This window comes from Prauserella cavernicola, from assembly GCF_016595675.1.
Classification (GTDB): Bacteria; Actinomycetota; Actinomycetes; order Mycobacteriales; family Pseudonocardiaceae; genus Prauserella_A; species Prauserella_A cavernicola.
The window spans coordinates 113,577-127,931 of sequence record NZ_JAENJH010000008.1 but is presented as its reverse complement, the minus strand read 5'-3'; the positions used below and the strand labels follow the sequence as shown (position 1 = coordinate 127,931).

The 14,355-nt window shown below is 69.1% G+C and carries 13 protein-coding genes; 6 read left to right on the top strand and 7 right to left on the bottom strand.

Annotated elements, in window-relative coordinates:
• Nucleotides 1-16: 16 nt before the first annotated feature.
• A complete protein-coding gene (locus tag JHE00_RS26355) occupies nucleotides 17-985 on the top strand; it encodes an aldo/keto reductase (protein ID WP_200323022.1) in 969 nt (322 codons plus the stop codon).
• A gap of 42 nt (nucleotides 986-1,027) precedes the next feature.
• Here JHE00_RS26355 and JHE00_RS26350 read toward each other — a convergent pair whose 3' ends face one another.
• Nucleotides 1,028-2,236: a cytochrome P450 gene (locus JHE00_RS26350; RefSeq protein ID WP_200323020.1), complete on the bottom strand. Its 1,209-nt coding sequence runs from the start codon at nucleotides 2,234-2,236 to the stop codon at nucleotides 1,028-1,030.
• A gap of 189 nt (nucleotides 2,237-2,425) precedes the next feature.
• Between JHE00_RS26350 and rfbA the strand changes: the two genes are divergently transcribed.
• The 5 genes from rfbA to JHE00_RS26325 all read left to right on the top strand — a co-directional run bounded on the left by rfbA (nucleotide 2,426) and on the right by JHE00_RS26325 (nucleotide 7,359).
• Nucleotides 2,426-3,298: a glucose-1-phosphate thymidylyltransferase RfbA gene (rfbA, locus tag JHE00_RS26345; RefSeq protein WP_200323012.1), complete on the top strand. Its 873-nt coding sequence runs from the start codon at nucleotides 2,426-2,428 to the stop codon at nucleotides 3,296-3,298.
• Nucleotides 3,299-3,504: 206 nt separating this feature from the next.
• On the top strand, nucleotides 3,505-4,629 hold the full coding sequence (locus JHE00_RS26340; protein ID WP_200323011.1) for a class I adenylate-forming enzyme family protein: 1,125 nt from the start codon (nucleotides 3,505-3,507) through the stop codon (nucleotides 4,627-4,629).
• Nucleotides 4,629-6,137, top strand: coding sequence for an aromatic amino acid lyase (locus JHE00_RS26335; RefSeq protein ID WP_307832119.1), 1,509 nt, complete (start codon nucleotides 4,629-4,631; stop codon nucleotides 6,135-6,137). The genes JHE00_RS26340 and JHE00_RS26335 overlap by 1 nt, the downstream gene beginning before the upstream one ends.
• Nucleotides 6,138-6,238: 101 nt before the next feature.
• Entirely contained in the window at nucleotides 6,239-6,445 is a 207-nt protein-coding gene (locus JHE00_RS26330) for a hypothetical protein (protein ID WP_200323009.1), read from the top strand.
• 41 nt (nucleotides 6,446-6,486) lie between these two features.
• A complete protein-coding gene (locus JHE00_RS26325) occupies nucleotides 6,487-7,359 on the top strand; it encodes an SAM-dependent methyltransferase (RefSeq protein WP_200323007.1) in 873 nt (290 codons plus the stop codon).
• A gap of 62 nt (nucleotides 7,360-7,421) precedes the next feature.
• On the opposite strand, the gene JHE00_RS26320 is transcribed toward JHE00_RS26325, so the two are convergent.
• From JHE00_RS26320 to JHE00_RS26295, 6 genes are all read right to left on the bottom strand, one after another.
• On the bottom strand, nucleotides 7,422-8,684 hold the full coding sequence (locus JHE00_RS26320; RefSeq protein WP_200323005.1) for an activator-dependent family glycosyltransferase: 1,263 nt from the start codon (nucleotides 8,682-8,684) through the stop codon (nucleotides 7,422-7,424).
• Nucleotides 8,685-8,705: 21 nt separating this feature from the next.
• A complete protein-coding gene (locus JHE00_RS26315; protein WP_200323003.1) occupies nucleotides 8,706-9,971 on the bottom strand; it encodes an activator-dependent family glycosyltransferase in 1,266 nt (421 codons plus the stop codon).
• Between the two features lie 25 nt (nucleotides 9,972-9,996).
• Complete coding sequence (locus tag JHE00_RS26310; protein WP_200323001.1) at nucleotides 9,997-11,277, bottom strand: activator-dependent family glycosyltransferase; 1,281 nt, start codon at nucleotides 11,275-11,277, stop codon at nucleotides 9,997-9,999.
• A 23-nt stretch (nucleotides 11,278-11,300) separates the two neighbouring features.
• Nucleotides 11,301-12,581 carry an activator-dependent family glycosyltransferase gene (locus JHE00_RS26305; RefSeq protein WP_200322999.1) on the bottom strand — a complete coding sequence of 427 codons (1,281 nt, stop codon included), beginning with the start codon at nucleotides 12,579-12,581 and terminating at the stop codon, nucleotides 11,301-11,303.
• The gene (locus tag JHE00_RS26300) at nucleotides 12,578-13,891 is read right to left on the bottom strand and encodes an activator-dependent family glycosyltransferase (protein WP_200322997.1); all 1,314 of its coding nucleotides are present in this window, start codon (nucleotides 13,889-13,891) and stop codon (nucleotides 12,578-12,580) included. The genes JHE00_RS26305 and JHE00_RS26300 overlap by 4 nt, the downstream gene beginning before the upstream one ends.
• Before the next feature lie 14 nt (nucleotides 13,892-13,905).
• On the bottom strand, nucleotides 13,906-14,355 hold a 450-nt coding region (locus tag JHE00_RS26295), incomplete at its 5' end, for a nucleotide disphospho-sugar-binding domain-containing protein (protein ID WP_268958417.1).

The window sequence follows — 14,355 nt, the reverse complement described above, 5'->3', positions numbered from 1 at the left end:
AGGGAGAGAGCGCACTGTGGACTATGTTCGGCTGGGCGACTCGGGGCTGCGCGTCTCGCGGATCTGCCTCGGGATGATGAGCCTCGGTGACCCGGGAAAGTCGCCGTGGCACCTCGACGAGGAGCGGGGCGAACCGATCGTCAGGCGGGCCGTGGAGGCCGGTGTGACGTTCTTCGACACCGCGGACATGTACGCGGGCGGGGTGAGTGAGGAGATCACCGGCAGCCTGCTGCGGAAGCTGTTCGACCGGCGGGACGACTACGTACTCGCCACGAAGGTCTTCTTTCCCACCGGGCAGGGATCGAATGACCGTGGGCTGTCCCGCAAGCACATCAACGCCGCCATCGACGCCTCCCTGCGCCGGCTCGGCACGGACCACGTGGATCTCTACCAGCTCCACCGCTGGGACTACGAGACGCCGATCGAGGAGACTCTCGAGGCGTTGCACGACCTGGTGCGTGCGGGCAAGGTCCGTTATCTCGGCGCGACGAGCATGTTCGCGTGGCAGCTGGCGAAGGCGCAGTACACGGCACAGGCGATGGGGCTGAGCCGGCTGGTGTCCATGCAGAGCCACTACAACCTGCTCTACCGCGAGGAGGAGCGGGAGATGATCCCGTTCTGCGCGGACGAGGGCATCGGTGTGGTGCCGTGGAGCCCGCTGGCCCGCGGCAGGCTCGCCGGCAACCGCGAGCGGGGCACGGTGCGCGCGGAGAACGACCGCCTCGCCACCATGCTGTACGACGACGGCGACCAGGAGGTGGTCGATGTCGTCGGCGACGTGGCGCGCGCCAGGGGCCTGGCCCCGGCGCAGGTCGCGCTGGCCTGGTTGCTCAGCAGGCCGGCGGTGGTGGCGCCCACCATCGGCGCGACGCGGACCGATCACATCGACGACGCGGTCAGCGCGCTGGACGTCACGCTGGACGACGACGAGCTCGCCCGCCTCGAGGCGCCGTACCGGCCCCACGAGATCCTGGGTCACGAATGACCAGCCGGTGGTACTGGCGCCGCAGCGCCAGTACCACCGGGATCACCACGTCACCAGCAGTTCCCGGACTCCCCGGTTGGTCGAATGCTCGCGCAGCGGCACGTCGGTGGCGGGCACCGCGAGCCGTAGCGCGGGAAACGCCGCGAACAGCTCCAGGTAGGCGATCCGCACCTGGATCTTCGCCAGGTGCTGCCCCAGGCACTGATGCAGACCGTGTCCGAACCCCAGATGGCGGCCCGCCTCCGCGCGGGTCAGGTCGAGCTCGTCGGGGTCAGGGAAGGCGGCGCCGTCGCGGTTCGCCGCGGGCAGTGAGACTGTGACCGTCTGGCCCGCACTGACGAGGACCCCGGCCACCTCCACGTCCTCGAGCGCGGCGCGGTTGGGTGCGCCCTGGTGCGCGATCGTCAGGTAGCGCATCAGCTCGTCGAACGCGTTGTCCGCGATGGCCGGATCGGCGCGGATCTGCGCGAGCTGCGCGGGGTGCTCCAGCAACGCGAAGGCTCCCAGCGCGATCATGTTCGCCGTCGGCTCGTAGCCCGCGACGAGCAGGATCATGGCGATGCTGGCGAGTTCCTCGTCGGTCAGCTCGCCGGTGGCCACGAGCTCGCCCAGCATGTCGTCGCCGGCCCGGGTGCGCTTGTCCCTGACGAGATCGGCCAGATAGCCGTACAACGCCTCGAACGCGGCGTCCGCCTCGGCGCGCGGCGCCTCGAGGTCCACCACCGTCCGGGTCCATTCCTGGAAGCGCTCGTGGTCGGCATAGGGCACGCCCAGCAGTTCACAGATCACGGTCGACGAGATCGGCATGGCGAACGTGCTCACCAGATCGGCCGGTCGGCCCGCATCGGCCAGCACGCGCAACTGAGCGGCGGTGATCTCCTCGATGCGGGGTTCCAGCGCGGCCAACCGGTTTCGGGTGAAGTACCTGGTCAGCAACCGGCGGTACCTGGTGTGCTCGGGCCGGTCCATGTTCACGAACCAGCCCGGCATCGCCTCGTCCGTCTCGTGTTCGGCGACGGCGTCGGTCACCGATTCGGCCTCGGGAACGTGCTCCAGTACGGGAATGTGGCGCAGCTCCGGCCGGTTGCTGAATCGCGGGTCCGACAGCACCGTGCGAGCCGCGGTGAATCCGGTGACCAACCAGCCGAGGTGACCGTCCGGATAACGCAGCGGGGTGATCGGTTCCAGTGGGGCGAGTTCGGGAGGTGGGTCGAACGGGCATCCGTGGGCGCGTGTCGTTGGCAGGGTCATCGGGGCTGGCGAGTCGCCATTGCCTTCTGTGGAAGACACTTCAACCGATCTCCGAGTACACAATAGACTGTCCTTTCGATTGACCCTAGCTCAGCGTGGCTGCTATCAACAGGTCGTCGGCGAGAGTGGGGCGCCACCAGTTGCCCGCCCTGATCGAAGGTGGGCCCGAACCCGAGAAGGATGCGAAAAATGAAGGGCATAGTTCTCGCCGGTGGAAGTGGAACCCGCCTGTTCCCGCTCACCCTCGCGACCTCCAAGCAGTTGCTCGCGATCTACGACAAGCCGTTGGTCTACTATCCGCTGTCGGTGCTGATGCTGGCCGACATCCGCGACATCATGATCATCTCGTCGCCGGGCAGCCTTCCCGCTCTCACCGACCTCTTCGGCGACGGCTCCCACCTGGGGCTCAATCTCACGTATGCCGCGCAACCCGAGCCGCGTGGTATCGCCGAGGCCTACCTCATCGGCGCCGACCACATCGGCAACGACGACTCCGCGCTCATCCTCGGCGACAACCTGTTCCACGGCCACGGTTTCGCCCGGCTGCTGCGCGAGACTCGCCAGGACATCGGCGGCTGCACGCTGTTCGGCTACCCGGTCTCCGACCCCGAGCGCTACGGGATCGGAGAGGTCGACGACGCGGGAAACCTCGTCTCGCTCGAGGAGAAACCCGCCGCGCCGCGCTCGGACAACGCCATCACCGGCCTCTACTTCTACGACTCCGACGTGGTGGAGATCGCGCGCGACCTGACCCCGTCCGACCGGGGCGAGCTCGAGATCACCGACGTCAACAGGGTGTACCTGAAGAACGGCAGGGCCCGGCTGGTCCGGCTCGGTCGCGGCTTCACCTGGCTGGACGCGGGCACGCACGAGTCGATGCTGGCGGCGAGCACGTACGTCCAGGTGCTGGGCAAACGACAGGGAGTGCGGGTCGCCTGCCTCGAGGAGATCGCGCTGCGGATGGGCTTCATCGACGCGGAGGCCTGCCACGAACTGGGAGCGCGAATGAAGAACTCCGACTACGGCCAGTACGTCATGGACATGGCCAGGCGGCTGACGTGAGCACCGTGCGGGCACGTCTCGCCGGCGAGACCGCGGGATCGCCGGTCCCTTGCCAGCCGGGCCGGGCGAGGAGCACAGTGTCGGCGACGCCGCCGCGCTCGCCTTGACTGTCCACACAGGAGCTTCAAGGCACGGGGCTCCCGACGGGGCTCCGCCAGCGCTCTCCTCGAGAAGGCCTGTGCTCTCCCGCTGTCTGAGAGGTTGCCGTGAGCTACGTTGAACTCACCCCCACCGAGCTGCTGAGTCTGGGATTCGACCATCCGCGGGTCGCGGAGGAGTCCTGGTGTGTCCGCTGGGACCGGTGCGACGCCGACATCGAGCAACTCGTCCTCGACACACTGCCCCCGACGATCGACTTCCACACGTCGGGCAGTACGGGCCCGAGTCAGTGCTGGCGAAGGCTGCGCGAGAACGTATGGAGCGAGGCGGGTCTGCTCGCCGATCTCATCGCACCGGAGCGACCGGAAGCACTGGCCTCGTTCGTGCCGCCCGTGCATCTCTACGGCGCACTCGCGAGCGTGCTCGTCCCGGCGAGGCTGCGCATTCCCGCGTGGTACCGGCCCTCGTTCTTCGGCAGGATGCCGCCGCGCGAACACGATCGCTGGGCCGTGATCGCCACGCCGTGGATCTTCACGCTGCTGCTGGAGCAGCTGTCGTGGGTGCGGTCGATGGACCACGTCACGGTCATGCACGGGGGCGCCATGCTGCCCGCGTCGGCTGGGGACTTCCTCCGCGAGGCCGGACCCGACCGGGCGCTGATCGTGGAGGTGCTGGGTTCCACCGAGGCAGGTGGGATCGGTACGCGTCGGTGGCGCGAGGGTGAGCCACCGCCGTGGCGATTGTTCGGCGACGTCACCGCCGTTCAGAGCGGCGGTGACGTCGTCACGGACGACGAGGCGCCGCTGAGGGTGCGCAGTCCGAGGCTCGCGTTCCGGCCGGACGGAGAGCCGCCGGAGACCTGGGAAATGGACGACCAGGTCGAAATGCTCGACGACCGGACGTTTCGCTTCTCGGGCCGTCGCAGCAGGCTCGTCAAGGTCAACGGTCGCCGGATCAATCTCGACGAGATGGAGAACGCCTTACGGACACTGGTCTCCTGCACCGATCTGGCCATCCTGCCGGTGGCCGATGCCATGATCGGCGAGCACGTCGAACTGCTGATCGTGCCGGAGTCCGGGGAATCACTGAGCGACATCGACATGGCGGCCGTCATCAACCGGCTGGGAGTTCGCCCGCGGCGCGTGCACGCAGTCGACCGGATCGACCGGTCCGCCACTGGAAAGCTGCTGAAGCAACAGCAGTCCCTTCTCGCCAAGTCAGAGGTGGAATAGTGAAGACACTGTCGACGTCCGCGGGTTTCGAGAATCTCGCCGACCTCGTCCGCCGGGCCTCGTGGGACGCCACGATCGATCCCTGTGACCAGGACGACGTGGCCCGCATGAACGCGAGCTCGGACATCGTGGCCAAGAAGCTCGCCGCCGACGAGCCGATCTACGGGCTTACCCAGGGTTTCGGTCCGCTGGTGCTCTACTCGGCCGAGTCCGAGATGGAACAGGGCAGCTCGCTGATCTCCCACCTCGGCACCGGACAGGGGCAACCGCTCGACCCGGAGACGAGCAGGCTCGTCGTGTGGCTCCGGTTGAACAGCATGCGCAAGGGTTTCTCGCCGGTGTCGCCCGAGTTCTGGGACAAGCTCGCCGACCTGTGGAACCGGGGTTACACGCCCGCGATTCCCCGGCACGGCACGGTCAGCGCGAGTGGCGACCTCCAGCCGCTGGCGCACGCGGCGCTGAGCTACACGGGCGTGGGTGAGGCGTGGAGCCGTGGCGCCGACGGCCGGAACGTGCTCAAGCCGTCCCGCGAGGTATTGGGCGAGCTCGGTACGGAGCCGTTCGAATGGCCCGTCAGGGAGGCACTCGCGTTCGTCAACGGCACCGGAGTCGGCCTCGCGGTGTCGATCCTGAACCAGCGCTCGGCCGTACGGCTCGTCCGTGCCGCCGCGGCGCTGAGCGGCAGGCTCGCGCGGTTGCTGCGGGCCAACCCGGAGCACTACGAGGACGGTATCGGCGTCGCCAGGGGACAGGTGGGTCAGCGCAGGGCGGCCGGCTGGATCCGGCGGGAGCTGCCCGAGGACCTGACGCGCGACCCCGCGCGCCCGCTGCAGGAGCCCTACAGCCTGCGCTGCGCCCCGCAGGTGCTCGGCGCCGTGCTCGACCAGCTCGAGCACGCGGGTGAGGTCCTGCTGCGCGAGGCGAACGGCGTCACGGACAACCCGATCACCTTCGACGACGAGGTGCTGCACGGCGGCAACTTCCACGCGATGCCCGTCGGCCTCGCGTCCGACCAGATCGGGATCGCGCTGCAGATGGCGGTCTACCTGGTCGAGCGCCAGCTCTCGCTGCTGCTCAGCCCGTCGACCAACGGTGAGCTGCCGATGATGCTCACCCCGCGTGCGGGCCGCGGCTGCGGGCTCGCCGGCGTGCAGATCAGCGCGACCTCCTTCGTCTCCAAGATCCGGCAGTTGGTCTATCCCGCGTCGCTGACCACGCTGCCGACCAACGGCTGGAACCAGGACCACGTGCCGATGGCTCTGAACGGGGCGAACTCGGTGGCCGAGGCCCTCGAGTTCGGCTGGCTGGTCATCGGTTCGCTCGGCCTCGGTGTCGCTCAGCTCGAGGCCATCACCGGCCAGGAGCCGGAGAGCAGCGGTGTCTGGTCCGAGCTGGCCGGCATCTCCCCGCCGCTGGACGAGGACCGGCCGATGGGTGCGGAGGTGCGCGCCGCGGGCGGCCTGCTCGACACGACGGCAGCGACACTGCTCGCGGAGGAGGGATCCTGAGCTGACAGCGCCGCGGTGCGGTCGGAACCAGACCAAAGTCGCGTGCCGGACCCACTTCGGGGCGATGACCCGGGGACTTCCGGTGCGGTACCTTCCCCGGCATGAGGCAAGTGATCTCCTTCGTCGGTGGACTTCTGATGCTCCTGGGAGTCGCCGGACTGATCAACGAGTTCGTCGGGTGGTTCCGTTTCTTCGCGGTCGCGCAGTATGTGCCGGCGCTCGAGGGAAACGAGGTCGTGGCCTACATCGGCCTCATCGTCGTCGGCTTCGTCGTGGTTCTGCTCACCGAGCACAAGGCACGGAAGTAGGGCCGCGTACCACTCTCATTCGAAGCCTTCTGTGAGGATGAATGCCAGTCGAGTACAGACACAGCAGCCCCACCGAGGTAGGTGCCTTCTACGATGAGGTGAACCGCTTTCTCACCCGTTTCCAGGGTGGGAGCATGCATTACGGGTACTGGACGGGTCCCGACGACGACAGCACGTTCGAACAAGCCGCGGAACGTTTCACCGACATCATGGCCGAGCGGTTGCGGGTCGCACCCGGTGACCGCGTGCTCGATCTCGGTTGTGGCACGGGAAAACCGGGCGTCCAGGTGGCCAGGTCCACGGGTGCGCACGTGGTCGGTATCTCCGTCAGCGCCAAGGACGTCGAGCTGGCCAACGAGAACGCCCGTAGCTCGGGCCTGAGTGATCGGGCCGCCTTCGAGCGGGCCGACGCACTGGCTCTGCCGTTCCCGGACGACTCGTTCGACGCCGTGCTCGCCTTCGAGTCCATCGTGCACATTCCGGACCGGTCCCGGGTGCTGGCGCAGATCGCCAGGGTGCTCAAGCCGGGTGGCCGGGTGGCGCTCACCGACGCGCTCGACAAGGGCCGGGCCATGGGCGACGAGGACGAGCACGAGCTGGCCCACTCGCTGTCGGTCTTCCGGGCCGCTCCACTGGTGAGCCTGGACGACTACCGGGCCTTCGCCGCCGAGGCGGGGCTGGTGGTCGACGAGCTCACCGACGTCAGCGAGCACACCCGCTACACCTATGTCGGCGTCTACGAGGCCATCTACGAGTACCTGCGCGACCACGGCGATGAGGAGCTGAGTCCCGAGTTCCAGCGCATCGTCGAACTCGGTCCCGGCCCGGAGAACCTCCGCTGGATGAAGCGTATGCAGGACGGCGGCAACGAAGGTGTGCTGCTGATGGCAGGGCATCTGCCCACCGCGGCCTGACCCGCACGTAGCGCAGGGGCGGGGCCTTCCACGTCGGAAGGCCCCGCCCCTGTCACATGAGCTCAGCTGTTGGTGTCGCGGTGCTTGGTGACGAGCTGTTCCAGCTGGGTCACCACCTCGTTGGGTGTGGGCATGGCGAGGACGTCCGAGCGCAACGCGCCGGCCCGCGTACGGAACTCCGGTTCTTCCAGCACCCGCAGGAGTCCGGTTCGGACGGCGTCGCCGCTCGCCTGGTCGGAGTGGAGCATCAGCGTGGAGCCCTGAGCGGCCAGCCTGCGCGCGAAGGAGGGCTGGTCGAAGTGGAAGGGCACCGCCAGCTGGGGTACACCGAACCGGGACACCGTGGACAGGGTGCCGAAGCCCGCGTGGTGGATCACCGCGGCACAGCTCGGCACGATCGAGGGCAACGGCACGTAGGACACCACCCGCGTGTTGTCCGGCACCGGTCCCAGTTTTCCCTGTTCCTCCTCGGCGATGGTCGCGACCAGCTCGATGTCGAGGTCCGAGAGCGCGTCGAGCACCTCGGGAATGTCGATGGTGTAGCCGTCGAAGTGCTCGGTCGCACTGATCCCCAGCGTGAGCACGACCCTGGGCCTGGACGGTGGAGTGCGGACCCAGTCCGGGACGACCGCCGGGCCGCCGTACTGGACGTAGCGCATCGGCACGTAGTCCAGGTCCGCGGACATGCGCAGGGGCGGTGGTAGCTGCTCGATGGTGAACTGGCCGGTGACCAGGTCCTCGGCGAAGTCGCCGCCGACGTAGCCACCGAGGAAGTCGGCGATCGGGTCCTCCCGCTCGTGCGCGGGCCGCGACTGCTGGAGCCTCAGGAAGTGTTGTCTGGTCTTCCCGAACACGTCCAGCGTGTAGAGCACCCGGCCGTGTGCCGCGCCGCAGGCCCGCGCGGCGATGGCTCCCGCGAACGTCGTCGGCTCCCACAGGACGAGGTCGGGCTGCCACTGCCGGGCGAAGGACACCAGGTCGTTGATCATTGGGACGTTGTCGAGCTTGTGCCACCAGAGGGTGGCCTCCCGGTACTCGGCGAGCAGCGTCGGCCAGTCGAGTTCGGACTCGGACAATTCGGCTGCGTGGTACGGCGGAGGCAGGTCCTTGCGCACCGCGTCGCGGTCGACCTCGGTCTCGAGCCTGCCCAGGTCGAGAGCTCGGCCGACCGGCTGTGCGGTCAGACCGGCCTGGGTGATCGTGGCGGTCATGGGGGGCTGGCTCGCCACCCGCACCTCGTGTCCGGCCGTCCGCAGCGCCCACGCCAGTGGCACCGTGGCCATGAAGTGGGTGCTGTCGGCCACCGTGGTCAGCAGAACTCGCACTGGTACTCGCTCCCTTGCCGGTCAGTGCCGGTATTCGACGGCCAGTTCCTCCAGCCGTGTCACGATCTGGTTGGGGGTGGGCTGGGCGAGCATTCCGTCCCTGAGCTCGTCCGCGCGGGTCTGGAACCGCGGTTCCCGCAAGAGCCGGAGAAGGTCGTCGCGCACCGATTCGCCGGTGGCGTCGGTCGCGTTCGTCGCCAGCCCCGCTCCCTGGCTCGCGAGCTGCCGCGCCAGCAGCGGCTCGTCGAACAGCCAGGGCAGCGCCAGCTGGACAACGCCGCCGAGCGCCATGGTGCAGAGCGTGCCTGGACCGGCGTGGTGGATCACCGCCGAGCACGACGGTGCCAGCGCGTGCAGCGGCACGTAGGGCACGATCCTGGCGTTGTCGGGAATCGTTCCCAGCTCACCCTGAGCGCTGTCCGACACGGTCGCCACCACTTCGATGTCGAGGTCCGCGATCGAGGCGAGGATGTCCTTGACCGACACGGCGTACTGGTCCAGATGGGCCTTCGTGCTCACCCCGAGCGTGAGCGCGACCCTCGGCCGCTCGGGAGGCTTGCCGGTCCACTCCGGCACGACCGCTGCTCCGCCGTACGGGATGTAGCGCATGGGGAGGTGTTCGGTGTCCGGATCCAGCCGCAGCGGGTCAGGCAACTGGTCGACGGTGAACTGACCGGTGACCATGTCCTCGGAGAACTCGGCGCCGTACTTGCGCGCGTAGCCACCGAGCCAGTCGGCCAGTGGGTCGGCGCGGTCGTGCGCTCCGCGCTCGCGGGCGAGGTCCAGGTACCGGGCCCGGGTGAACCCGAAGATGTCGACGCTGAACATGAGCCTGCCGTGAACCGCACCGCAGGCCTTGGCCGCGATCGCGCCCGCGTACGTGGACGGGTCCCAGATCACGAGATCCGGTTGCCAGTACCGGGCGTACTCGACCAGCCCGGCGATCATGGTGGCGTTCTCGAGCCGGTGCCAGCCTGGTACCGCCTCGGCGTAGCCGTTGGTCAGGTACTCCCACGTGGCCTTGTCCGGCGCCTCGGCGACGTCGTACGGCTCGGAGATGCCGCCCTGGTCGGCCTCCATCCACTCCGGATTGAGCTCGATCATCCGCCAGATGCGGTGGTTGCGTCCCACCGGTACGGCGGTCAGGCCCGCGCGGGTGATCTCGTCGGTCAGTTCGGGTTGGCTGGCGACACTGACCTCGTGACCCGCGGTACGCGCCGCCCACGCCAGCGGTGTCATCGCGAGCAGGTGTGTCTTCTCGGCGTAGGTGGCGAACAGGATGCGCATCGTCGTCTCCCGTGGTCGGTGAACGTCAGCCGGGTACCGGGCTACGGTGCCCGGTGGCGAGCTCCTCCAACTGCCGGACGATCTCGTTCGGCGCCGGGGCAGCCCTGATCTCGTCGCGCAGCTCGTTGGCGCGTTCCCGGAAGGTGGGCTCGGTCAGCAGTCGTCGCACGCCGTCCCTGACGGAGCGGCCGGTGGCCTCGTCGTTGGGAATGGCGATCCCCGCACCGTGCTCCGCGAGCCTCCTCGCGTACATCGGCTGGTCGAAGTGCAGGTGCACAGCCAGCTGTGGCACGCCGTACCTCGAGACGGTGGCGAGTGTCGCGGCACCGGCGTGGTGCACGAATGCCGAGCACGTGGGCGCCAGTGCGTGCAACGGCACGTAGGAAACGGTGCGTACGTTGTCCGGCAGGGGACCCAGCCGTTCCCGCACGGAGTCGGCGACCGTGGCGACCACCTCGACGTCCAGTTCGGACAGATTGGTGAGCAGCGTGGCCATGTCGACGGTGTATCCGTTGAAATGCTCGGTGGCGGACAGGCCCATCGTCAGGCCGACGCGTGGCCGCTTCGGCGGTTCCCACAACCACCTCGGCACGACGGCGGGCCCGCCGTACGGAACGTACTGGGTGGCGAGGTAGCGCAACCCGTCCGCCCGCGCCTGCAGTGAGGTGGGAAACTGGTCGATGGTGGCCTGACCGGTCACCATGTCCTCGGAGAACTCCGCTCCGTACGCACGCGCGTTCTCGCCGAGCCAGTCCGCGAAGGGGTCGGCTCGGTCGCCGTCCGGCTGCCGCTCGCGCAACCGCAGGTAGTGGGCTCGGGTGACACCGAAGATGTCCTGTCCGAAAAGGACTCTGACGTTCGCGGCCCCGCAGGCCTTGGCCGCGATCGGCCCCGCCGCGCAGTTCGACTCCCAGACCACCAGGTCTGGCCGCCAGTACCGGGCGTAGGAGACCAGGCCCGGGATCATCGGGATGCTCTCCATCACGTACCGGCCGACCACGCGGTCGGCGTAGCCGTCCCGCAGGTACTCCCACGTGGCCTTGCCGGGGTCGTCGGCGACGTCGTAGGGCGCGGGCAGGCCTGCCCGCTCCGACTCGAGCTGGTCGGCGGTGAGGTTGGTGACCCGCCACGGCTCGGCGTTGTCGCTGACCGGGACCGCCGTGAGGCCGGCCTGGGTGATGACGTCGGTGAAGTTCCCCTGGCCGGCGAAGGCGACCTCGTGTCCCGCCGTGCGCAGGGCCCACGCCAGTGGGACCAGGTACTGGAAGACGGTCTTCTCGGGGTAGGAGACGAACAGGACTCGCATGACTTCCTCGTCGGTGTCGGCCGTCAGCCTCGCGGACCGCGGTACTTGGTGACCAGTTCCTCGAGCCGGGCAACGAGCTCGTTGGGGGTGGGCAGGTCCCGCATCTCGGTGCTCAGTGCCCGGGCACGTTCCGCGAACTCGGGCTCGTCAAGGATGCGGACCAGGCTGTCCCTGACGACGGTGCCCACGTCGTCCGTGCGGTGCACGACCAGACCGCCACCGTGCTCGGCGACCCGGTCGGCGAGCTCGGCCTCGTCGAAGAAGTCCCAGGGCAGGATCAGCTGCGGGACGCCGTGCAGGGCTGTCGTGCACAGCGTGCCGAAGCCCGCGTGGTGGATCACCGCCGAGCACGTGGGAACCAGAGCGTGCAGCGGCACGAAAGGCACCGCCCGCACGTTTCCGGGCAGCGATCCGAGCTTGAGTTGTTCGGACTCCGGGATCGTGGCGACCACCTCGACGTCGAGGCCGGCCAGCGCGTCGAGGACGGCGCGGACGTCGATGCTGTAGCCGTCGAAGCGCTCGGTGGCGGTGGTGCCGAGCGTGAGCGCGACCCTCGGCCGCGTGGGCGGGTCGTCCCACAGCCACCGCGGCAGCACCGCGGGGCCGCCGTAGGGGACGTACCGCACGGGAACGTACTCGAGGTCGGCGTCCACCCGCAGCGAGCCCGGCAGCTGTTCGATGGTGAAGTGGCCGGTGGCCATGTCCTCGGTGAACTCGCCGCCCGCCTCACGGGCGTAGCGGCCGAGCCAGTTCGCGAGCGGGTCGTCGCGGTTCTCCGGCGGCTGCTGGTTCATCACCCTGAGATACGTCTCGCGGCACCCGCCGAGCACGTCCGGTCCGTTCGTCAGCCTGGCATGGGCCGCGCCGCAGGCCTTCGCCGCGATCGCGCCCGCGTACGTGCTGGGTTCCCAGACGACCAGGTCGGGTTTCCAGTGGCGGGCGAAGTCGACCAGGTCGGCGATGAGGGGGAAGTTGTCCATCCGGTGCCACCACTGGACGGCGCTCTCGTACTCCTCCCGCAGGTGCTCCCAGTTGCTCTCCTGGGCGCCTTCCCGCCACATGTCGCCGTCCTCGGCACGGGGCCCGCGAAGGTCGAGATAGTCCGGGTGCGCCTGCAGCATCCGCTGGGAGTCGCGATCGGTGCCGACCGGCACGGCGGTGAGCCCAGCCTGGGTGATCACCTCGGAGAATCCGGGCTGGCTGGCGACCCGGACCTCGTGCCCCGCCGTACGCAGCGCCCAGGCCACCGGGACCATCGGCAGGAAGTGGGTCTTCTCCGGATAGCTGACGAACAGCACGTTCATGGGGTGCCTCCTGGTCCTGTGCGCTGAGGTTCCGGGCTCGGGTGTCGGTAGGTGGCGCAGAGCCGTTCGAGCTCGCCGGCCAGCTCGTTCGGGGAGGGCGTGGCGAGCATGTCGTCCCGTAACCGCCCGGCGGCCAGGGCGAACTCCGGCTCCCGCAGCAGCCGCAGCAGGTGTGCGCGCACGGCCTCACCGCTCGCCTCACCCGGATCCAGCACGAGCCCGGCCCCCTGCGCGGCGAGTCCGCGCGCGAGCTCCGGTTCGTCGAAGTCCCACGGCAGCATCAGCTGGGGCACGCCGTACCGGCTCGTCGTGCGCAGCGTTCCCGGTCCCGCGTGGTGGATGACGGCCGAGCAGGTGGGCATGAGGGCGTGCAGGGGCGTGAACGAGACCACGCGGGTGTTGTCAGGGATGCGGGCGAGCTTGTCCTGTTCCTGCCGGGCGATCGCGGCGACCACCTCGATGTCCAGGTCGGACAACGAGTCCAAGATGGACTGGACGTCGACGGTGTAGCCCGCGAACCGGTTCGTGGCCGTGATGCCGAGGGTGAGTGCGACCCGGGGCCGCCGGGGCGGGTGCGAGAGCCAGTCTGGGACGACCGCCTTGCCGCCGTAGGGCACGTACTGCACCGGGAGGTAGCGCAGTCCGGGCGCCTCCAGCCGCAACGATTCGGGGAGCAGGTCGATGGTGAACTGCCCGTTGATCAGGTCCTCGTCGTAGGCGAAGCCGTACCTGTCGGCATAGCCGCGCAGCCACTCGCCCATGGGATCGGTCCTGGCCTCGGCCGGCTGCCGCTCGCGCAGCCGGAGATAGTGCTGTCTGGCCGTGGCGAAGACGTCGATGCTCCACAGCAGTCTCGCGTGCGCGGCGCCGCTGGCCTTGGCGGCGATGGCGCCGGCGTAGGTGGTGGGTTCCCAGATGACGAGGTCCGGTTTCCAGTGCCTGGCCAGTGCGACGAGGTCGTCGATCATCGGGAAGTTGTCCATCTTGTGCCACAACAGCAGGTGGTGCCGGTACCCGGCGGTCATCTCGGCCCAGGACAGGTCCTCGGGCCGCCGGAACGCGGCGTCGTAGGGCGAGGGCAGGCCAGCCCGCTCGGCCTCGGTCTCCTCGGGGTGAGACTCGGCGAGCCGCCACGTGGCGTGGTCCCTGCCGACCGGTACCGCGGTCAGCCCGCCGTCGATGATGTCGTCGACCAGTTCGGGCTGGCTGGCGAAGAGGACCTCGTGACCCGCCGTCCGCAGCGCCCAGGCGAGCGGCGCCATGGCCTGGAAGAAGGCCTTTTCCGGATACGTCGTGAACAGGACGCGCATGGGGATCCTCGGGGTCAGCCCGCGGCGGGTGAGCCGCGGTGGATGGCGGTCAGGTCGGGCAGGAGCGCGGCCAGCTCGTTGGCGGCCGGCTGGGCCAGCAGCTCGTCGCGCAACCTGCCCGCGGCCACGGCGAACGCGGGCTCGCCGAGCAGCCGCCGCAGGCTGTCGCGCACGGCGCCGCCGGTGGCCTCGGCGGGGTCGAGGGTGATGCCGGCACCCGCATCGGCCAGCCCGCGCGCCACGTACGGCTCGTCGAAGTACCACGGCAGCACCACCTGCGGCACACCGTGGCGGGCGATCGTGCACGTGGTGCCGGGGCCCGCGTGGTGGATCGCGGCGGTGCAGGTGGGGATGAGGGCGTTGAGGGGCACGTAGGGGACGGCTCGGATGTTGCCGGGAAGGGGACCGAGCCGCCGTCGTGTCAGCTCGTCGATGGTGGCGACGATTTCGATGTCCAGTTCGGA